15 protein-coding genes and 4 tRNA genes are annotated in these 18763 nt (G+C 72.6%); 13 read left to right on the top strand and 6 right to left on the bottom strand.

The window, feature by feature from the left end:
* The first annotated feature begins 95 nt into the window (after positions 1–95).
* On the top strand, positions 96–734 hold the full coding sequence (locus ACYU96_RS05260) for a TetR/AcrR family transcriptional regulator (protein ID WP_460749856.1): 639 nt from the start codon (positions 96–98) through the stop codon (positions 732–734).
* Positions 735–746: 12 nt separating this feature from the next.
* Here the strand turns inward: ACYU96_RS05260 and ACYU96_RS05255 are convergent, their stop codons facing one another.
* Positions 747–1718 (bottom strand): ArsR/SmtB family transcription factor, encoded by a 972-nt coding sequence (locus tag ACYU96_RS05255; RefSeq protein WP_460749854.1) that lies wholly within the window; start codon positions 1716–1718, stop codon positions 747–749.
* Between the two features lie 204 nt (positions 1719–1922).
* Between ACYU96_RS05255 and ACYU96_RS05250 the strand changes: the two genes are divergently transcribed.
* A complete protein-coding gene (locus tag ACYU96_RS05250; protein ID WP_460749851.1) occupies positions 1923–2771 on the top strand; it encodes an HAD-IIB family hydrolase in 849 nt (282 codons plus the stop codon).
* A 143-nt stretch (positions 2772–2914) separates the two neighbouring features.
* Here the strand turns inward: ACYU96_RS05250 and rarD are convergent, their stop codons facing one another.
* Positions 2915–3913 carry an EamA family transporter RarD gene (rarD, locus tag ACYU96_RS05245; protein WP_460749849.1) on the bottom strand — a complete coding sequence of 333 codons (999 nt, stop codon included), beginning with the start codon at positions 3911–3913 and terminating at the stop codon, positions 2915–2917.
* A 137-nt stretch (positions 3914–4050) separates the two neighbouring features.
* Here rarD and ACYU96_RS05240 point away from each other — a divergent pair.
* The 7 genes from ACYU96_RS05240 (at position 4051) to ACYU96_RS05210 (ending at position 9208) form a co-directional block, all read left to right on the top strand.
* Positions 4051–4132: transfer RNA gene (locus ACYU96_RS05240), tRNA-Tyr, on the top strand.
* Between the two features lie 246 nt (positions 4133–4378).
* Positions 4379–4451 (top strand) — tRNA-Thr (locus ACYU96_RS05235).
* 65 nt (positions 4452–4516) lie between these two features.
* Positions 4517–4590: transfer RNA gene (locus tag ACYU96_RS05230), tRNA-Met, on the top strand.
* A 93-nt stretch (positions 4591–4683) separates the two neighbouring features.
* Positions 4684–4854: a 50S ribosomal protein L33 gene (rpmG, locus tag ACYU96_RS05225; RefSeq protein WP_123815762.1), complete on the top strand. Its 171-nt coding sequence runs from the start codon at positions 4684–4686 to the stop codon at positions 4852–4854.
* 35 nt (positions 4855–4889) lie between these two features.
* Positions 4890–5366, top strand: a complete 477-nt coding sequence (locus tag ACYU96_RS05220) for an FAS1-like dehydratase domain-containing protein (RefSeq protein ID WP_460749846.1) — start codon at positions 4890–4892, stop codon at positions 5364–5366.
* Complete coding sequence (locus ACYU96_RS05215) at positions 5363–5800, top strand: MaoC/PaaZ C-terminal domain-containing protein (protein ID WP_460749843.1); 438 nt, start codon at positions 5363–5365, stop codon at positions 5798–5800. Before ACYU96_RS05220 ends, ACYU96_RS05215 begins: the two co-directional genes overlap by 4 nt.
* 141 nt (positions 5801–5941) lie before the next feature.
* Complete coding sequence (locus tag ACYU96_RS05210) at positions 5942–9208, top strand: N-acetylmuramoyl-L-alanine amidase (protein ID WP_460749840.1); 3267 nt, start codon at positions 5942–5944, stop codon at positions 9206–9208.
* A 103-nt stretch (positions 9209–9311) separates the two neighbouring features.
* Here the strand turns inward: ACYU96_RS05210 and ACYU96_RS05205 are convergent, their stop codons facing one another.
* A complete protein-coding gene (locus ACYU96_RS05205) occupies positions 9312–10556 on the bottom strand; it encodes an MFS transporter (protein WP_460749838.1) in 1245 nt (414 codons plus the stop codon).
* A gap of 63 nt (positions 10557–10619) precedes the next feature.
* Here ACYU96_RS05205 and ACYU96_RS05200 point away from each other — a divergent pair, with 63 nt between their 5' ends.
* Complete coding sequence (locus tag ACYU96_RS05200) at positions 10620–11744, top strand: LacI family DNA-binding transcriptional regulator (RefSeq protein WP_460749835.1); 1125 nt, start codon at positions 10620–10622, stop codon at positions 11742–11744.
* 24 nt (positions 11745–11768) lie between these two features.
* Here the strand turns inward: ACYU96_RS05200 and ACYU96_RS05195 are convergent, their stop codons facing one another.
* Complete coding sequence (locus ACYU96_RS05195) at positions 11769–12947, bottom strand: UDP-N-acetylmuramate dehydrogenase (protein WP_460749833.1); 1179 nt, start codon at positions 12945–12947, stop codon at positions 11769–11771.
* Positions 12948–13089: 142 nt separating this feature from the next.
* Here ACYU96_RS05195 and ACYU96_RS05190 point away from each other — a divergent pair, with 142 nt between their 5' ends.
* Positions 13090–13944: a matrixin family metalloprotease gene (locus tag ACYU96_RS05190; RefSeq protein WP_460749830.1), complete on the top strand. Its 855-nt coding sequence runs from the start codon at positions 13090–13092 to the stop codon at positions 13942–13944.
* A gap of 55 nt (positions 13945–13999) precedes the next feature.
* On the opposite strand, the gene ACYU96_RS05185 is transcribed toward ACYU96_RS05190, so the two are convergent.
* Both ACYU96_RS05185 and ACYU96_RS05180 read right to left on the bottom strand, forming a co-directional pair.
* The gene (locus ACYU96_RS05185; protein WP_460749828.1) at positions 14000–15004 is read right to left on the bottom strand and encodes a L,D-transpeptidase family protein; all 1005 of its coding nucleotides are present in this window, start codon (positions 15002–15004) and stop codon (positions 14000–14002) included.
* Positions 15005–15133: 129 nt separating this feature from the next.
* Positions 15134–16219 (bottom strand): adenosine deaminase, encoded by a 1086-nt coding sequence (locus ACYU96_RS05180; protein WP_460749826.1) that lies wholly within the window; start codon positions 16217–16219, stop codon positions 15134–15136.
* Positions 16220–16330: 111 nt separating this feature from the next.
* Here ACYU96_RS05180 and ACYU96_RS05175 point away from each other — a divergent pair, with 111 nt between their 5' ends.
* Positions 16331–18484, top strand: a complete 2154-nt coding sequence (locus ACYU96_RS05175; RefSeq protein ID WP_460749823.1) for a serine/threonine-protein kinase — start codon at positions 16331–16333, stop codon at positions 18482–18484.
* A 148-nt stretch (positions 18485–18632) separates the two neighbouring features.
* Positions 18633–18708 (top strand) — tRNA-Trp (locus tag ACYU96_RS05170).
* Positions 18709–18763 lie beyond the last annotated feature (55 nt).

Below are 18763 nucleotides of genomic sequence, written 5' to 3'. Positions count from 1 at the left end.
ACTCAGCAGTTCCGATACTCGCAAGTTTCGGATACGATTGGTGCAGCAATATGGGCGCAGGTAAGGTCGGGCCGATGGAGAGGAGTGCGACTGCGATGACGCAGATCGAGCAGACCGAGCAGGCTGAGGACAAGCCTCGGCTCGGGCGCAAGCGCGATCTCACCCGGGATCCGGAGATCCTCGCGGTCGCGCTCGACGTGCTCGCCGAGACCGGCTACGACGGCATGACGATCGACATGGTCGCCACTCGCGCCAAGGCCGGCAAGGCGACTCTCTACCGCAGGTGGGCGTCCAAGTCCGCGCTCGTGCTCGACGCCGTCGCGTGCATGAAGTCCCAGGACGTCGACTTCGACGCCCTGCCCGACACGGGGACCCTGCGCGGCGATCTCGTCGCGATGATCAGGACGCCGACGATCCGGGACAGCGAGCGCAAGCTCAAGGTGATGGCCGGGATCGCCTCCATGATCGCCCGCAGTCCCGAGCTCGCCGCCGCCGCGCACGAGGCGCTCGTCGAGCCGCGCGCGTCCCTCAACCGCATCTTCTTCCGGCGCGCGATCGACCGGGGGGAGATCCCCGCGGACGCCGATGTCGAGACGCTCTGCATGATCGGTCCGGCGATGGTCTCCTACAGCGTGCTCATGCTGGGCAGGCCCGTCGACCGCGACTTCCTGATCTCGACCATCGACGGGATCATCCTGCCCGCCGCCGGGGTGGCCTCCGCCGACCGCCGCTGACCGGGGTGGCTGCTACGTCGTCGTCCCCTCCAGCAGGCCGTGGCCCAGCTCCGTCAGGACGTGCACGACGCGCCGTCCGTCGCGCTGCGACGCCACGAGACCAGCCTGTCGCAGGACCGTCGTGTGCTCCGACGCCGACGCCGGCGAGATGTCCATCCGCTCCGCCAGCAGGGTGGTCGACGCCGACCCGGCGAGCTCCCGCAGCGCCCTGGCCCTCGTCCGCCCGAGCAGCGCGGCGAGCGCGCTGTCGTTCGTCACCGTGTCGCCGCTCAGGTGCCGGTCGTGCGAGACCGGGAACACGAGCACGGGGGCCAGGTCGGGGTTCGCGAGCGTGATGGGCATGCGCCAGCAGAAGTACGAGGGGACGAGCGTCAGCCCCCGGCCGTTCAGCAGCACGTCCCCGTTCATCATGCGGCTCTGCACGGTGAGCACACCGTCGGCCCACGTCGTCGTCGGGTGCAGCGTGGAGAGGACCGCCTCCACGCCCGTCGCCGCGAGCACCTGCGTCCGGGCCGCCCGGTCCGCCTCGACGACCTGCCGCACGCGGGGCCAGACCGGCGCGAGCGCGTGCGAGTGGAACGCCGCCATCGACGCCCGCAGGCTGCGCACCACCCGCGGCGACCCCTCGGCCAGGTCGCGCATCCAGGCCCCCGTCTTCTGCTGCTGCCCGAGGATGTCGATCTCCGCGGCGATCCGGTCGGGCGACGTGTAAAGCATGTCCTCCGAGCCGGCCGCGAAGTCGGTGGAGCCCGCCTCCGGGGTCAGGAAGTCGGGGGAGTAGCCGACCGGCGGCGTGAGCGACAGGTAGGGCAGCGCCGCACGCGGGAGGTCGGGTACCACGCGCCGGTGCCATCGGCCGAAGATCCGGGCCCCGTCCAGCTCGCGCACCAGGTGGGCGCTCAGGAGCGTCTCCCACAGCGGGTCCGGGCCTGGCGCGAGCCGGACCCGCGACAGGTCCTCGGGTGTGAAGATGAAGCGCAGCATCGCGACTCCTTCATGCGAATGGTGGGAGTCCGACTGCTGTGCATGGCCCCCTGACCTACCAGTGAAGACTCCCGCGCGCGAGCCCACAAGGAAAATAACGGAACTCGCAGCGCGCGTCGTGGCCGATCTCCCGCTCGGCCGACGGCGGCAGTGCCCGCCGGCCGGCCGACACGGCGCCCTCCGGCGTCGCAGTACCGTTACGGGGTGACCATCCCGCCCACACCTCGGCCCGCCTCACCGAACCTGCCGCGCGTCGTCGCCACGGACCTCGACGGGACCCTCCTGCGTTCCGGGGGAACCGTGTCCGACCGGTCGCGCGAGGCGCTCGCGGCCGTGGAGGCGGAGGGCGTCGAGGTCGTGTTCGTGACGGCGCGGCCCGCGCGGGCGCTGGGACACCTGGCCGACCTGGTCGGCGGGCACGGGCACGTGATCTGCTTCGGCGGGGGAGCGGTCTGGGACCTCGCCGGCGGCCAGGTCATCGAGTCGTTCGGGTTCGCTGACGACGTCGTCGGGTCGCTCGCCGCCGCGCTGCGAGCCACGCTGTCCGACGTCGCCATGGTGGTCGAACGGGTCAGCGGCCCGGCCTACGACCCGGCCTTCGTCTCCTCACCGAGCTTCGCGGAACCGGGCCTCGGCGCGGAGCACCGCACGGTCCTCGTGGAGCAGACGCTCGGGCGGGACCCGGTGCTCAAGCTGCTGGCGCAGTCGCCCGCCACGGAGCCGGAAGCGCTGCAGACGATCGTCGGACGGGTCGCCCACGGGAAAGCCAACCTCGCGTACTCCGGCGCGGTGGGTCTCGCCGAGCTCAGCCCGCTGGACGTCACCAAGTCGGCCGCGCTCGCGCGGTGGTGCGAACGGCTCGGCGTCGTCGCGCAGGACGTCTGGGCTTTCGGCGACATGCCCGTGGACCTCCCGATGCTCCGCTGGGCGGGTCGCGGCGTCGCGGTGGCGAACGCGCACGCCGAGGTGCTGGCCGGCGCGGACGACGTCGTCGGCTCCAACGACGAGGACGGCGTCGCGGTGGCGCTGGAGAAGCTCCTGGCCGGAAGCTGACCGCCGACGCCCGCCGACGAGACGACGCCCGCCGACGAGACGACGCCCACTCAGCGACGGCCGACTGTTGGATGATGGTTCATCAGGGTCTCGCGGACCTTTCAGACGGTTTCGAATGGATTCGAACGCCTGATGAACTTGTCTCAGTACCGTGGCACGGTGCGTGGCCGCGGGTTGCGGCGGGCCACCCACAGCGTGTCCCAGGTGAGGATCCCGATCGCCAGCCAGACCAGGCCGAAGCCCGCCCAGCGGGCCGGGGGCATCTGCTCGCCCAGCACCAGCACCGCCACCAGGAACTGCAGCGCCGGCCCGAGGTACTGCAGCATCCCCACGACCGACAGCGGCAGCCGTCGTGCCGCCGCGCCGAACAGCAGCAGCGGCAGCGCGGTGATGATCCCCGCCGACACCAGCAGCAACGCATGCCCCGCACCGTGCGACCCGAACGTGTTCGCGCTCCCGAGCCAGATCAGGTAGCCCGCCGCCGCCGGAGCCGCCAGCGCGGTCTCGACGGTCAGCCCGGGCAGCGCGCCCACCGAGCGGCCCGTCCGGTTCTTCACCAGCCCGTACATCGAGAACGACAACGCGAGGCAGACCGCGATCCACGGCAGCCCGCGCATCCCCGTCGCGATCACCACGACCGCCGCGAGTCCCAGGCCCACCGCGACCCACTGCACCGGTCGGAGGCGCTCGCGGAGCACGAGGACCGCGAGCAGCACGGTCACGACCGGGTTGAGGAAGTACCCGAGCGCGGCGTCGAGCACCCGGTCGGTCAGGACGCCGTACACGTACACCGTCCAGTTCACGACGATCAGGGTCGCGGCGATCCCGAGCGTCCCGACCATGCGCGGGCTCGTGAGGATCGGCCGCAGCTCGCCGAGGGTCCGCGTCGCCGCCAGCCCGAGCAGGCAGAAGCCCAGGCTCCACAGGATCCGCTGCGCGATGATCTCGATCGCGCCCGCGGGCTCCAGCAGCGGGAAGAACAGCGGCATTCCGACGCCCCAGAAGAGGAACGCGGCGATCCCGAGCGGAAGCCCCCAACGGTCGCTCCGGCCGCCGGCGGTCTCCGGCGTCGCCGCCGGCCGGCCGGGTCCGGCGCTGCTGCGGGGGTTCGTGGATGCCCCGTCGGGGGCGGTCTTGCTCACGAGGTCACGATAGGGGCCGCGTGGTGCGCGTCGGGCCCAGGGTGCCACCGCCGTGCCTGTGAGGGTCATCACCGGCGGCGACGCACTTTTCGATTTCCCGTGCGGGGCCGATCGGGTTAGTGTTGCTCCCGCACCACGGCGGGTTACCCGAGCGGCCAAAGGGGGCTGACTGTAAATCAGCTGGCACAGCCTACGGGGGTTCGAATCCCTCACCCGCCACGCGATCTGGGACCGGTGCGGCCGTTCGGCCGCACCGGTCTCGTCGTTTCTTGTGAGGGCGGAGCCCGTACGCCGCCCCGCCCGGAGGTGCGCTCCCGGACCTCGCGCCGGGTCGCCTCGTGCCCTCGTCGCAGGGCTCGCCCGGGCGGGCTCGCAGGGTTCGCCGGAGGGCGGGGTGAGGGCGGTCGAGGTCACACACGATTCGATTTCACTCCAGGCCCGAGGGCATGTAGAGTCTTCCTCGCTGCCCCGATAGCTCAGTCGGTAGAGCGTCTCCATGGTAAGGAGAAGGTCAAGGGTTCGATTCCCTTTCGGGGCTCTGTGAATCGGCGCGGGGTCGTCCATCGGGTTGCTGGTGGGTGACCTCGCGTTCGGTCACGTTGCGGCGGGGTAGCTCAGATGGTTAGAGCGCACGACTCATAATCGTGAGGTCGCGGGTTCGATCCCCGCCCTCGCTACCGCCTCCGCCCGGTGCTCGTCGCCGAGCGGAATCCGTAAGACATCATCCGCACACATGGCGCCTCCCCTTGAGGCGCGAGAGGTGAGAAGCCATGGCCAGCAAGAGCGCTGACGTCCGCCCCAAGATCACGATGGCCTGCGTGGACTGCAAGGAGCGGAACTACATCACGAAGAAGAACCGCCGGAACAACCCGGACCGGCTCGAGATGGCGAAGTTCTGCCCGCGTTGCGGCAAGCACACGTCGCACCGCGAGACCCGCTGAGCTCGTCTCCCGCAGCCGGAAGCCCTTCACCGACGATGGCGAACCCCGACTTCGCTGGCCGTGAGTACCCGGCCACCGCTCCCTACTCCGTAGGCCGCGAGAAGATCCGTGAGTTCGCCGACGCCGTCGGGGCCACGGACCCCGCTCACCACGACCTCGTGGCGGCGCGGGGTCTCGGCTACCCGGACCTCGTCGCCCCGCCCACCTTCGCGGTGGTGATCGCCCAGCGCGCCGAGGCGCAGTACGTCACCGACCCCGAGGCCGGGATCGACTTCTCCCGCGTGGTGCACGCCGACGAGCACTTCGCGCACCATCAGCCGATCGTCGCCGGCGACGAGCTGGTCACCGTCCTGCACGTCGACGCGGTCACGAGCCGCGGCCCGATGTCCATGGTCACCACCCGCTGCGAGATCTTCGCCGTCCCGCGCCATGCCGCCGCCCCGGACGCCGCTCCCGGCGAGCCCGTCGCGACCGTGACGTCCATGCTCGCCGTCCGTGGGGAGGGCGCATGACCACGCAGGCTCCGCGGCTCGCCGACCTCGCCGTCGGAACCGAGATCGGCACCCGCACCATCGAGCTCGACCGGCCGCGCCTGGTGCGCTACGCCGGCGCGAGCGGGGACTTCAACCGCATCCACTGGGACCCGGCGTTCGCCGAGAGCGTCGGCCTCCCCGGCGTCATCGCCCACGGCATGCTGACGATGGGCAGCGTCGCCGGGCTCGTCACCGAGTGGGCGGGGGACCCGGGCGCCGTCGTCGGCTACGGGACGCGCTTCTCGCGTCCCGTGCCCGTCCCCGCGGGGGACGGCACCGCGGTCGTCGAGGTCAGCGGGAAGATCGGCGCCGTCGACGCGGAGGCCGGCACCGCCCGCGTCGACCTCACGGTCACCTTCGAGGGCACCAAGGTCCTCATGAAGACGCAGGCCGTCGTCCGTCTCGACGCCTGAGGGCTCCACCGCGAGCACGACGGGCGACGGCGCTTGTCAAGACCTTTCGGATTGGGCATGTCCCCTTCCCTCGCCACCCGTTTCACGATGTGATGCTCTCGGACCCGTTCGCTCGACCAGGCCGACGAGAGGAACCCCGTCGTGACGCACGTTCGACGACGCACCACCGCCCTGATCACGGCCGCAGCGCTCGTCTGCACCGTGGCCCCGTTCGCCGCGGCGTCGGCCGTCACCACGACGCCGGACGGAGGCGAGACCGGCAGCCTGTGCGCGCCCGTCGTCGCCGCCGGATCCCTCGACGAGGCGTTCGACGCCGCCGCCGGGTCCTCGGGCGTCCCCGCCGACCTGCTCAAGGCTGTCTCGCACCTGGAGTCCGGCTGGGACCAGCACGGCGGCCGCCCGAGCGTGGAGGACGGCTACGGGCTGTTCAACCTGAGCGGCACGACGACCGTCGCGCACGGTGGCAAGGACGGGGACTCGCCGTTCGCGGCCCCGGGTGGCGGTGAGCTCGTCTCCGAGCTCGACCGCGCCGCCTCGCTCGCCGGCCTCCCCCTCGCGGACGTCAAGGACGACGCCCGCGCGAACCTGTGCGCCGGCGCGGCCCTGCTCGCGTCCTATCAGGCCCAGGCGGTGGACGACGGCGCCGCCCCCGGGGACTCGAAGCCGTCCGCAGCGGATGCCGGACCCGGTTCCGGCGCCGACGACTGGGAGGTGGCCGTCTCACGCATGAACGACTCCGAATCTTTCACAGCCCAGGTCTACGAGACGCTGCGGTCCGGCGTCGGGGAGGTCACCCCGGACGGGGACACGGTGATCCTGGAGGGCGACGCGTCCGTCGTCGTTCCCGAACGGGAGGGCACGGGGTCCGGGGCGACCGCCGTCGACCCGGACTGCCCGGAGACGATCGACTGCGAGTGGCTGCCCGCGGGTTACGACAAGCACGACCCGTCCGACCCCGACGGCACCCGCGTGTACGGCAACCACGACAAGGCCGACCGGACCGGCGAGGCCGGGCCGAGCCTGGAGTACATCGTCATCCACGACACGGAGGGCTCCTACCAGGGCACCGTGAACCTGGTGCAGAACCCGCACAACGGCGCCTCCTGGCACTACACCGTCCGCTCGGAGGACGGGCACGCCGCCCACCACATCGAGAACAAGGACGTGGGCTGGCACGCCGGCAACTGGTACATGAACGCGCACTCGATCGGCATCGAGCACGAGGGTTACGCGGGCACGGCCGGCTGGTACACCGAGGCGATGTACCAGTCGTCGGCGGAGCTGGTGAGGTATCTCGCCGAGAAGTACGACATCCCGCTCGACCGCGCGCACATCATCGGCCACGACCAGATCCCGGGCATCCTCGAGGGCTACACCCAGAACGTGCACTGGGACCCGGGTCCCTACTGGGACTGGGACCACTACTTCGAGCTGCTCGGCGCGCCGATCGGTGGTGACGCGGCGGCGACCGCGGACGTCTCCCCGGGCGACGTCGTCGAGGTGCGCACCGGCTACGCCGACAACCCGCAGGAGGTCACCGGCTGCGACGAGGCCTCGCCGAACAGCGGTCCGTGCGCGGACGGGGCGGGGACGAACTTCCGGTACCTGCACCAGGCACCGTCGGTGGACGCGCCGCTGTCCCGGGACCCGGGCTGGCAGCCCGGCGGCACGGACGGCAGCACCTTCGCGAGCGACATCAGCGCCCGCGTGCAGTCGGGCCACCGGCTCGTCGTGGACGAGGTCGACGGCGAGTGGCTCGGTGTCTGGTGGGCGGGCGCGAAGGCGTGGCTGCACAACCCGGCGTCGGCCCCGGTGGTGGTGCCGGCGACGGCGCAGACGATCACCGTCCCGGGCGACGAGCCCGCGCCGGTCTACGGCCGGGCGTATCCCGAGGAGGCCGCGTACGGCCCGTACCCGGGGATCGACGTGCAGCCGATCGGGGCCCTGGAGTACCAGATCGGCGCGGACCAGAGGTACGCGGTGTCCGACGCCGACGTCGTCACCGACTACTACTGGGCCAAGACGTTCGACGGGACCGGCCCGGACGACCGCACCGACGTGCGCGGCGAGTCGCGCTACTACCAGGTCTGGCTGGCGCACCGGCAGTTCTTCGTGAGCGCGGACGACGTCGAGCTGCACGAGCCGGCCGCCGAGGAACCGGGGGACGACGACGAGGCCGGTGCCCCCGACGAGCTGATCACCACGACGCACTGGTCCGGCAGGCGCGGTCTGGCCGACGGGACGCGGGAGAACCTGCGGCCCGCCGCGGGCGGCGCGCTCCAGATCAGGGGTGCCGGGCCGGTGGTCGAGTACACGGACCCGCACGGCGACGGGGCCGCCGTCGAGTACGAGACCGGGACGTGGACGTCTCCCGTGGTGGAGACCGGGTACCCCGTCGACGAGTCCGTGACCTCGTGGAACGCGAGGACTCCGCGAGGGACGTGGGTGGAGGTCGAGTTCCGGGGCCGCAAGGACTCGGGCGAGTGGACCAAGTGGTTCGTGATGGGCCGCTGGGCGAGCGGCGACGACTTCGAGCCGGGCGGGGGCGCGGTCGGCGACATCCGCCGCACGTCGGTGGACGGCCAGTCCGACGACGACGCCTACCTGTTCACCGACACCTACGTGGCGAAGTCGGGCCGGGAGCCCGAGGCCTACCAGACCCGCGTCACGCTGTACCGGCCGGCGGGGACGAGCAGGACGCCGCGTCTGTCGTCGGTGTCGACCATGACCAACGAGTACCTGCCGGACGACCACTACGACGGGACGAGCGCGTTCACCCTCGACGGCGCGGTCGAGCTTGACGTGCCCGGCTACAGCCAGCTCACGCACATCGGCGAGTACCCGGAGTTCGGCGGCGGGGGCCAGGTGTGGTGCTCGCCGACGTCGACCACCATGGTCATGTACTCCTACGGCCGCAAGCACCAGGTCCCCCCGCGGCTGCTGGAGGACATCGACGCACCGGCCGGCGACCCGCAGGTCGACTACGCCGCGATCAGCACCTGGGACCACAGCTACGGGGGCGCGGGCAACTGGCCGTTCAACACTGCCTACGCGCACCGGTTCGGGCTGGAGTCGTTCGTGACCCGCCTGCGCTCCCTGGCCGAGGCGGAGAAGTTCGTCGCGGCAGGGATCCCGCTGGTCGTCTCGATCAACTTCGCGGCGGAGGAGATGCCCGAGGCCGGCTACGGGACGAACGGGCACCTGCTGACGATCGTCGGCTTCACCGAGGACGGCGACCCGATCCTCAACGACCCGAACAAGGACTCGAACGAGCAGGTCCGGAGCGTCTACACGCGCGAGAACTTCGAGCGCGTGTGGCAGACGTCGACGGACGGCCTCACGTACGTCATCCACCCCCACAGGCTGAGGCTCCCGTCGAACACCCCGGACGCCACGCCGAACTGGTGACCCCGTTCGCGTGGCGCCGGCTCCACCGGCTGCGGCGCTGCCTCGTCCGGCTCCCTGCGCCGAGGCAGCGCGGCGGCCCCCGGGACCCGGTGCCCCGGCGGTGCTAGGCCGCCGGCGTCGCGGTAGCGGGCTCGCGGATCGCGGACGAGACCACCAGGCCCAGGATCGTCGGGACGGCCAGGACCAGGACGGCCAGGCGGTAGCCGGTGTGCTCCGCGAGAAAGCCGATGAGGGGCGGGCCGACGAAGAAGGCGCCGTAGCCGATGGTGGACGCGGCGGCGAGCCGCATCGGCGCGCGTTCCGGGTCGTCCGACGAGGCCGACATCCCCATCGGGAAGCCGAGCGCGGCACCCATGCCCCACAGCGCCACGCCCACGAGCGCGAGCCACAACCAGGGCACCAGCGCGAAGATCGCCACGCCGAGGATCGCGAGCACCATCGTCACCCGCAGCATCGGTACCCGCCCGAACCGGTCGATGGCGCGCGTCCCCGCGAGCCGCATCACCGTCATGAACACGAGGAACACGGACAGGCCCACCGCACCCGTGCCGTTCGTGACGCCGAACCCGTCCACGACGGCGAGCCCGACCCAGTCGTTGGCGACGCCCTCGGTCAGCGCGGCGGCCAGCACCACGAGCCCGATCGCCAGGGTCCGCGGTTCGCGCCACGCGGTCAGCATGCCGCGCATCCCGGTGTGCGCGGTGTCCGGCGTGCTCGTGGCGGGGTCCGCGTACGTGTCGCCGAACCCGGCCGTCGCGGCGGCGTCGTCGGTGGCGCGCACCTCCGACTCGGGCAGGAAGAACCGCACGGAGACGATGACGGAGGCGAGCGCGACGAGCCCCGCCCCGACCATGTGCCAGTGCAGCGGCACCCCGAGGAACGCGACGCCCACGCCGATCCCGGCTCCGATCACGGTGCCGAACGAGAACCCCGCGTGGTAGTGCGGCATGATCGACCGGCCGAGCTTCTGCTCGACGGCCGCGCCCTCCAGGTTCATCGCGGCGTCCCACACGCCCGCGCCGACGCCCATGAGGATCATCCCGCCGCGGACGACGAGGCCCTCGCCCCAGAGCGCGCCGAACGCGGCGAGTACGATGCCAGCAGCCATCAGCACGGCGAAGCCGAGCACGGTGCGGGCGGTACCGATCCGCTGCACGATGAGACCGGACAGCGGGATCGCGGCGACCGAGCCGATGGCCACGGTGAGCAGGAGGAGGCCCATCTGGTTCTCGGACAGGGCCAGGTGGTCACGGACGGCGGGCAGCCGGGAGGCCCAGCTCGCGAACGCGAATCCGCTGGCGGCAAAGACGACGAAGACGGCGCGGGACGCTGCGTTGAAAGATCGCACGGGATATTGTCCCGCGAAACGATACGGTCCGAGAATCTATTGACGTCACACGAGGAGAAGTTCATGAGCCGGCAGCCCGGCAGCAAGCCGACCCTCGCGAAGGTCGCGGAGCGCGCGGGAGTGTCGGTCTCCACGGCGTCGCTGGCCTTCTCCGGCTCGGGCCCGATCACGCCGCAGACCCGGGACCGTGTACTGGCCGCGGCGAGAGAGCTCGACTACTCGGGGCCCAACCCGCTGGGCCGTCAGCTGCGCCAGGGGCGGTCCGGGATCGTGGGCGTGGTCATCGGCGACCAGCTCGGACGTTCCTTCCGCGACCCGGTCGCGGTGCAGGTCATGCACGGCCTGGTCTCGGCCATCGGGGAGCAGGGGATGGGCGTGCTGCTCGTGCCCGGCAAGCCGCAGGGTGCCAAGGCACCGGCGGTCGGCGGCCTCGGCGACGCGCCGGAGAGCACCGCCGCTTCCGACCCGCTCGTGGAGACCGCCGCCATGGACGTGGCAGTGCTCGTGTGGGGCGCGCCCCCGGACGACCCGAACATCGTCGCGCTCGAGCGCCGAGGCGTACCGATGGTGATCGGCGAGGGGGACAAGGTCGAGGGCGTCCCGGTCGTGGCGATAGACGACCGCACCGGTACCGCGGAGGTGGTGCGGCACCTCGTCGAGCTGGGCCACACCCGGATCGCGGAGATCACCATGCCGTTCGGCCGGGGCGAGCGGTCGGGGCCGGTCGACGCCGAGCGGCTCGAGCAGGCAGACAAGACCCCCACCCGCAACCGGCTGGCTGGGGTGCGCGACGTGATCGTGCCCGTGATGTCCTGGGAGACTCCCGCCTCGCTCGTGGAGCACGGTCGCGACGCGGCCACCGAGATCCTGGGCGAGTGGGCCCCGGCCAACGAGCGCCCGACGGCGATCGTGGCGCACTCCGACCTGCTGGCCGCCGGCGCGGTGATCGCCGCGCGCGAGCTGGGGCTCCGCGTCCCGGAGGACGTCTCGGTGGTCGGCTTCGACGGCCTCGACCTGCCGTGGCTGTCGCCGGACGTACTGACCTCCGTCAGCCAGCCGCTCGTCGAGAAGGGCCGCGCGCTGGGCACCGCGGTGGCGGCGGTGCTGGCCGGCGACGACCCGGCGGACGTCGTCCTGACGACGTCGTTCCAGGAGGGCACGACGACGGGACCGGTCCCGGACCTGTGACGGTCCCGGCGCTCCGGCTCGCCGTCAGAGCGCGACGCCCACCAGCACGGGCTCCGGGACCAGCGTCACGCCGAAGTGCTCCCGGACGCCGTCGCGCACCGCACGCGCCAGTGCGACGAGGTCCTCGGAGCACGCGCCCCCCCGGTTGGTGAGCGCCAGGGTGTGCTTCGTGGACAGCCGCGCGGGGCTGTGCTCGCCGGCCAGGCCGTAGCCGGGTGCGAACCCGGCGTGCTGGATGAGCCAGGCGGCGGACGTCTTGACGTGCGTCGGGTCGACGGTGGGCTCCCGCCCGGACTCCGTGACCCCGCGGACGGCGAACCGCGGTGCTCCCGCGGGCAGCCGGTCCGCGAGATCGACCGGCATGATCGGGTTCGTGAAGAACGAACCGGCGCTCCACCGGTCGTGGTCGGGCGCGTCCGGGTTGTCGAGCACCATCCCCTTGCCGCTGCGCAGCTCCAGCACGGCCTCGCGCACGTCCTTCGACGGCGCCCGGTCGCCCTGCTCGACGCCGAGCCGCGCCGCGAGCTGCGCGTAGCCGATCGGCGCCGACAGCGTGCCGAGCCGCAGCTGGAACGTGACGTCCAGGACGACGTAGCGGGGCGTCGGGTACCAGGGCGCCCGGGGGTCGCCCTGGCCCTCCTGGCGGCCGGAGGCGTGCATGGACCGTTTGAGGACCGACGTCCGGTAGCCGAAGCCCAGCTCGCTGTTCGTCAGGGTGCGCACGCGGCCCTGCCCCCGATCCCAGACACGGATGCTGGCCAGGGTGGACGCGACCTCCTGGCCGTAGGCGCCGATGTTCTGCACGGGTGCGGCACCGACCGTGCCGGGGATGGCGGAGAGCGCCTCGACACCGAACCAGCCCGCGTCGACCGCCTGCCGGACGAGCTCGTCCCAGCTCTGCCCCGCGGGTGCGGTGACCACCGCACCGCCGCACGCGTCCGCGGAGGCGACATCGAGACCGCCGCGCACGTCGCGGACGACGATGCCGTCGAAGCCCTCGTCGGCGACGAGGAGGTTCGAACCGCCGCCGACGACGAGCAGCGGAGCCCCGGTCTCGTCAGCCGTGCGCACGGCGTCGAGGAGCTCCTGCTCGGTGGTCGCCTCGACATAGGAGGCGACCGGCCCACCGACCCTCAGCGTCGTGAGGTCGGCGAGACTCGGGACGACGGCGCTGTGTGGGAGCACGTCCTGGTCTGCGGTCACCATGCAAGCCTATCTACATGAGGGCTGAAGATTGTGCACATCTTCGACATGGGTCGGGTGAAGTCCGTCAAGTTCGTGGGAACCAATCGGGCGTCTCGTGCGTGTCGCCCTGGGAGTTCGCGCCGGTAGGGTGGGAGGCACCATGCAGCGAGCCGGCCGGACGATCTTCACGCTCGTCGTCTTCGCGGTCGTCGCCGCCTTGATGGTGACCGTCGGACTGCCCCAGCTGCGGCAGGTGCTCGGGCTGGACCAGCAGGCCTCGATGGAGCCGTTCGTCTGGCGCCCCGACGGGGACGGCGCAGCCGAGCTGCGTCCGCGCATCGACGGCGTCCCCGTCCCGCCGCCGCCCGAGGACGCGCGGTCCGAGCGCATCCTGCCGGCCGTCGACCCCGGGCCGGGCGAGGCCTACGCCTTCGAGCACGAGACCGCTGACGGCACCCCCGTGCGGCACGACCCGTGCCGTCCGCTGCACTACGTGGTGCGGACCGAGGGCATGCCCGCGACCGTCCTGCAGGAGGTCCGCGACGCCGTGGAGCGGGTGGAGAAGGCGACCGGGCTGCGGTTCGAGGAGGACGGCGCCACGGAGGAGGACCCGTCCGGGGCCCGCCGGGCGGTCCAGCCGAGGCGGTACGGCGATCGCTGGGTCCCGCTGCTGATCGCGTGGGCCGGTGACGACGAGGTGCCCGTGTTCGACGGCGAGGTCGCCGGCGTCGGCGGGGCGACGATGGTGACCATCGACGGCGCGCCCCGACTGGTCACCGGCGCGGTGACGCTGAACGCGGACGTCCTGGACCGCTGGCTGTACCTGCCCAACGGACGGGACTACGTGGAGACGGTGGCGGTGCACGAGCTCGGGCACGCCCTCGGCCTGGACCACGTCGACGACCCTACGCAGGTCATGTATCCCGAGGGCTCTCTCGACGTCCGCGAGCTGGGAGCCGGTGACCGTGCGGGCTTCGCGCTCGCGGGCCAGGGGGCGTGCCACACGGACACGTGACGCGCGCCGCCGCGGGTCGCCGCCGCGCGTAGTCCCGGGCGCGCGCCGACGCGAGTCAGTACACCAGCACGCGGGTCCCCGGGTCCGCGCCCCAGGTGTCCCAGAGCCAGTCCATCGCGGCGTTCGAGACGCGCACGCACCCGTGGGACGCCGGGAACGGCGGCACCGAGGCAGCCCCGTGCACGGCGATCCCGCCGTTGAAGTACTTGGGCCGCCACATGTCGCCCAGCTCGAGAGTCGAGGCATGCATCCCGTCGATCTGGTGGTACACGGTGAAGTCGCCGCGCGGGGTCGAGGCCGTGTAGACAGTGCCCTTCGCCTCGAACCGCTCCCCGTTGCCGGACGCCGCGTTGATGGTCTTGACGACCCTGCCGTTCTCGACGGCCAGCAGGAGCTGTCGGCTGATGTCGATCTCGACGACCTTGCCGGACGTGCTCTTCGGCCGCGGCACGGTCCCGGCGTCGAGCGCCTGCTGCGTCTCCGGCCCGACGACGCCGTCCCGGTACAGGCCGCCCGCCTTCTGCAGCGCCCACAGCGCCTGCTGCGTCTCGCCGCCGTACGCGCCGTCGGCCGACGTCACGTAGTACCCGAGCTCCTGCAGCCGCTGCTGCACGTCCGCGACGCGCTCGCTGCTCTCGCCGAAGGCGATGTGGTCCGGGAGCTCCGGCTCGTCGGTCCGGTTCTCGTCCTGCTTCTCGTCGTCGTCCTGCTCGTCGTCGTTCCCGCGGTCGTCGTCCTGCTTGCCCTCGTCCTCGCCGGGGTCGTCGTCATCATCGGCGGCGGCCGTCCCGGCGACGGACGGCTCGTCGGTCGGGGTGCGGTCGGGCGTCGGTTCGCCGGACCCGGTCGGCTCGGACGTCGGCTCGTCGGACGGCGCAGGGCTCGACTCCTCCGCCTCGCTCGGGGACGGCATGCCCGACGGAGAGGCGGCCGTGGTGGGTGCCTCCGCCTCCGGATCGCTGTCGGCGGAGCAGCCGGCCAGCGTGGTGCCGCTCAGCAGCAGGGCCGTGAGCAGCGCTGTCGCGCGTCGGGGGGTGGTTCCGCCGGGTGTCCTGGACATGTGGGTTCTCCTCATCAGGCGTCCCGGTCGGGCCGCCCGCCGTCTCGACGAGTGACGTAGCACTCCTCGCGAGTGTCCGTCACAGAGCCATGACGCGCCAGCACCGACGTCCGTTGCCCTCGGAGATCGTCACATAACCGTGACAGGTCGATCCCAATTGCCCGAAAATTGACCGTGACCTGCAGGGATGTCCGCGTCCGGGGTGGTCAGCCAGTCGTCCACACCCCGGACCAGGCGTTCCTTCGTGGACGACGACGCACGGCTCGCCCGGATCGACGACCTCGCCAGCCCGGCCAGCTCCGCGTCCGAGAACCCGTGCACGTGCCGGGCGGTCTCGTACTGTGCCAGCAGGCGGGAGCCGAAGAGCAGCGGGTCGTCCGCGCCGAGCGCGACCTGGGCCCCGGCGTCGACCAGGCGGCGGAGCGGGACGGCTTCCGCGTCCGGGTACACCCCGAGGCTCACGTTGGAGGCGGGGCACACCTCGAGGGCCACGCCACGGTGCACGATCTCCTCCAGCAGATGGTCGCTCTCGGCGGCCCGCACACCGTGGCCGAGGCGGTCCGGCGCCAGGTCGCGCAGGACCACCCCGATGTGGTCGGGGCCGAGCAGCTCGCCGCCGTGCGGCACGGCGGCGAGCCCGGCGCGCCGGGCGATCTCGAAGGCCCGGGCGAACCCGCTCGTGTTCCCGCGGCGCTCGTCGTTGGACAGGCCGAAGCCGATGACGTCGCCCACGCCGTCCCCCACATGGTGCGCGGCCAGCCGCGCGAGCGTGCGGGCGTCGAGAGGGTGCTTCATGCGCGAGGCCGCGACGATCACGCCGACCTCGATGCCGTGGTCGGCGCTCGCCTTGCGCGCGGCGTCGATGACGATCTCGACGGCGGGCGTGATGCCGCCGGTGAACGGGGCGTACGACGTGGGGTCGACCTGGATCTCCAGGCGGCCGGAACCCTCGGCGGCGTCGTCGGCCGCGGCCTCGTCCACGATGCGGCGCATGTCGGCCTCGGAGCGGACGCACTGACGTGCGGCGTCGTACAGGCGCTGGAAGCGGAACCAGCCGCGTTCCGTCGCAGGGAGGTGCAGCGGGTCGCCGTCGGTGAGCGCCCCCGGGAGTCTCACCCCGTACTGGGCCGCCAGGTCGACGAGAGTCCCGACTCGCATGGATCCCGTGAAATGCAGGTGTAGGTGGGCCTTTGGAAGGAGCGCCAGGTCTCGCATCTGCGTAGTCTGGCAAACTGGGTCGGGCGAGGCATGCGCGACCCGTGATCGTTTCCACGACTCTTACATCCGCAACGAGGTCTCCGGATCCTGCCGGAGTTCCCGGGAGAAATGACCAGCACACCTGAGACGCCCGGTGAGGGCGTGCCCGACGACCACGGCCCCGAGGCCCCTGAGCCGGAGAACGGGCCGGAGGCCGCTGCCCCCGAGACCGGAGACGACGGCGGTGCCGCCGACGACTCCACGGCTCGGCCGGCGGTCGAGCCGGCAGACCCGGAACCCGAACCGGCAGCCGCCGGCGCGTCGGAGCCGCGACCCGAACCCGACGGCGACGACCCGGAGCCCGACGGTGTCCCGGTCGACTCCGGCGACGGCCCGGCCGGCCCTGCGGAGCGGGAGCCCGAACCTGCCGACGGCCCCGCGGAGCCCGAGCCCACCGACGCCCCGGCGGAGCAGCAGGCCGAGCCCGGCGACACCGGCGCGGAGCCCGGCGGTCGTCCGGCGGAACCCGTCGACGACGGCGAGCAGGTGCCCGAGCCCGACGACGACCGCACCCAGCCTGACCTGAGCGGCGAGCCGGCCGAGCCCGAGCGGCACGGCGGGCACGTCGTGCTCGGCGGCCGGTACGAGCTCGGCGACGTGCTCGGCACCGGCGCGACGTTCACGGTCTACGAGGCCCGTCCGTCCGAGGCCGGCGAGGTGGGCGACTGGTCCCTCGTGGTCAAGGTGCTGCACCCGCACCTGGTCGACGACGAGTTCTCGCGCACCGCGCTGCGGCGGGAGGTCGAGGCCTCGGAGCGTGTCGACGACCCCGGGGTGGTCAAGGTCCTGGCGACGGGCGAGGACGACGTCGCAGGCGCCGTCGTCCCCTGGACCGTCATGCGCCGGTTCCCGGGGTCCCTGCTCTCCGACACCGCCGCCGGCGGCGGCCTGCCCTGGCCGACCGCCCTCGAGATCGTCGCGGACGTGCTGGACGGTCTCACGGCGGTGCACGACGCCGGGCTGGTGCACCGCGACATCGCGCCGCGCAACGTGATCGTGGACCGCCGCGAGGACGGGACGTACGGCGTCGGCCTGCTGGACCTGGGGCTCACCGCGGCGGGCGGGGGCACGGGGGACGGGGCGACCGTCTCCGGGTCGATCATCGGCATGTCGCCGGAGCAGGCCAAGGGGCAGCCGCTCGACGCCCGGAGCGACCTGTACTCGGTCGGCGCGCTGACCTACTACGCGATCACGGGGCACGCTCCGTTCGAGCGCTCGGCCGCCCAGGACGTGCTGCGTGCCCACGTCGAGGCCCCGGTGCCGGCGGTGTCCGCGCGCAAGCCGACGGTGCCCGGCACGGTCGACCGGATCGTCGCGCGGGCCATGGCGAAGAACCCCGTGCGCCGCTATCCGAGCGCCGCGGAGATGGCGCGTGCCCTCCGCGAGCTGCTCGACGCGCCGGGCCTCCGTCCGGTCGGGTTCGTCGGGGCGCTCGGGTCGGCCCCGTCGGGGGACCCGACGATCGACCTCGCACAGGTCGGCAGCGACCCGACGGAGAACCTCGACCAGGTCGGCGGCGGCACGCTCCGGGTGGGCCAGCTCGCCGAGGAGCTGGGCGGCGGCGCGCACACGACCGTCGTCGGCGCCTACGTCCCTGCCGCGGCGGACGGCGCTGCCGCGGCGGCCGCGTTCGAGGCCGGGCAGGGTCCCGCCGCGGCACGTGGGCCGGTCGGCCCGGCGTCGATCGGTCCGCCGCCGGTGGATCTGCCCACGGAGAAGGAACCCGTCCGGCGGGGCCGCGTCGTCGCACTCGTGGTCGCGCTCGTGCTCGTGCTCGGTGGTGGCGGGCTTGCCCTGGCGAGCCTCGCGAACAGCGACTGGGGCCGGCCGGCGGCAGGAACGGTCACGCGGGAGGCCTCGAAGCCGGAGAAGCCGGCACCGTCGCCGACGGAGTCCGAGACCGAGCCCGAGGAGGAGTACGTGCCACCGGACCCGGTGACGACTCCCGAGCCGTCGTCGGACCCCTCGACGTCGGCGCCCTCGAGCCAGGAGCCGTCGATCGAGCCGACCGAGCCCACCGAGGAGCCGACCGAGCCCACCGAGGAGCCGGAACCGTCGACCGAACCGACGGACGACGCGAGCGATCCGGCGGACGAGGACACGACGCCCCCGCCGGACGGGGGCGACGACGGGACCGGTGACGACGGCACGGGAGGCGACGGCGCGGGTGACGGTGGCGAAGCCGGATCCGACGGCGGCACCGGCGGCTCGGGGACCGCCTGAGGATCCGGTTCCGTGACCTGTGGTGGTCCGGGGCCGATTCGGGTTCGACCCACTGGCTCCCGTGCCGTACAGTTATGCACCGGTGATTGGCTCGTCGCCATGCTGGAGCGTGCCCCTGACGGGGTGCCGGGCGAGGACGTCGTGCCGAAGGGTAGTGGCGCAATTGGTAGCGCAGCGGTCTCCAAAACCGCAGGTTGCAGGTTCGAGTCCTGTCTACCCTGCCAGCGTCGGCTCCGCCGGGGTCGCGCAGAGCGGGGCCACGCAAGTGGCACCGGGCCG

Source organism: Myceligenerans cantabricum, assembly GCF_054777735.1.
This window is presented reverse-complemented; position numbering and strand designations above follow the sequence as displayed.

What these genes read in the sequence shown, in the direction of transcription:
- ACYU96_RS05215 (WP_460749843.1), top strand. Translation starts at nt 5,363, where the DNA reads ATGACCACGCAGGCTCCGCGGCTCGCCGACCTCGCCGTCGGAACCGAG.
- ACYU96_RS05260 (WP_460749856.1), top strand. Translation starts at nt 96, where the DNA reads ATGACGCAGATCGAGCAGACCGAGCAGGCTGAGGACAAGCCTCGGCTC.
- ACYU96_RS05190 (WP_460749830.1), top strand. Translation starts at nt 13,090, where the DNA reads ATGCAGCGAGCCGGCCGGACGATCTTCACGCTCGTCGTCTTCGCGGTC.
- ACYU96_RS05200 (WP_460749835.1), top strand. Translation starts at nt 10,620, where the DNA reads ATGAGCCGGCAGCCCGGCAGCAAGCCGACCCTCGCGAAGGTCGCGGAG.
- rpmG (WP_123815762.1), top strand. Translation starts at nt 4,684, where the DNA reads ATGGCCAGCAAGAGCGCTGACGTCCGCCCCAAGATCACGATGGCCTGC.
- ACYU96_RS05255 (WP_460749854.1), bottom strand. Translation starts at nt 1,718, where the DNA reads ATGCTGCGCTTCATCTTCACACCCGAGGACCTGTCGCGGGTCCGGCTC.
- ACYU96_RS05175 (WP_460749823.1), top strand. Translation starts at nt 16,331, where the DNA reads ATGACCAGCACACCTGAGACGCCCGGTGAGGGCGTGCCCGACGACCAC.
- ACYU96_RS05180 (WP_460749826.1), bottom strand. Translation starts at nt 16,219, where the DNA reads ATGCGAGACCTGGCGCTCCTTCCAAAGGCCCACCTACACCTGCATTTC.
- ACYU96_RS05185 (WP_460749828.1), bottom strand. Translation starts at nt 15,004, where the DNA reads ATGTCCAGGACACCCGGCGGAACCACCCCCCGACGCGCGACAGCGCTG.
- ACYU96_RS05220 (WP_460749846.1), top strand. Translation starts at nt 4,890, where the DNA reads ATGGCGAACCCCGACTTCGCTGGCCGTGAGTACCCGGCCACCGCTCCC.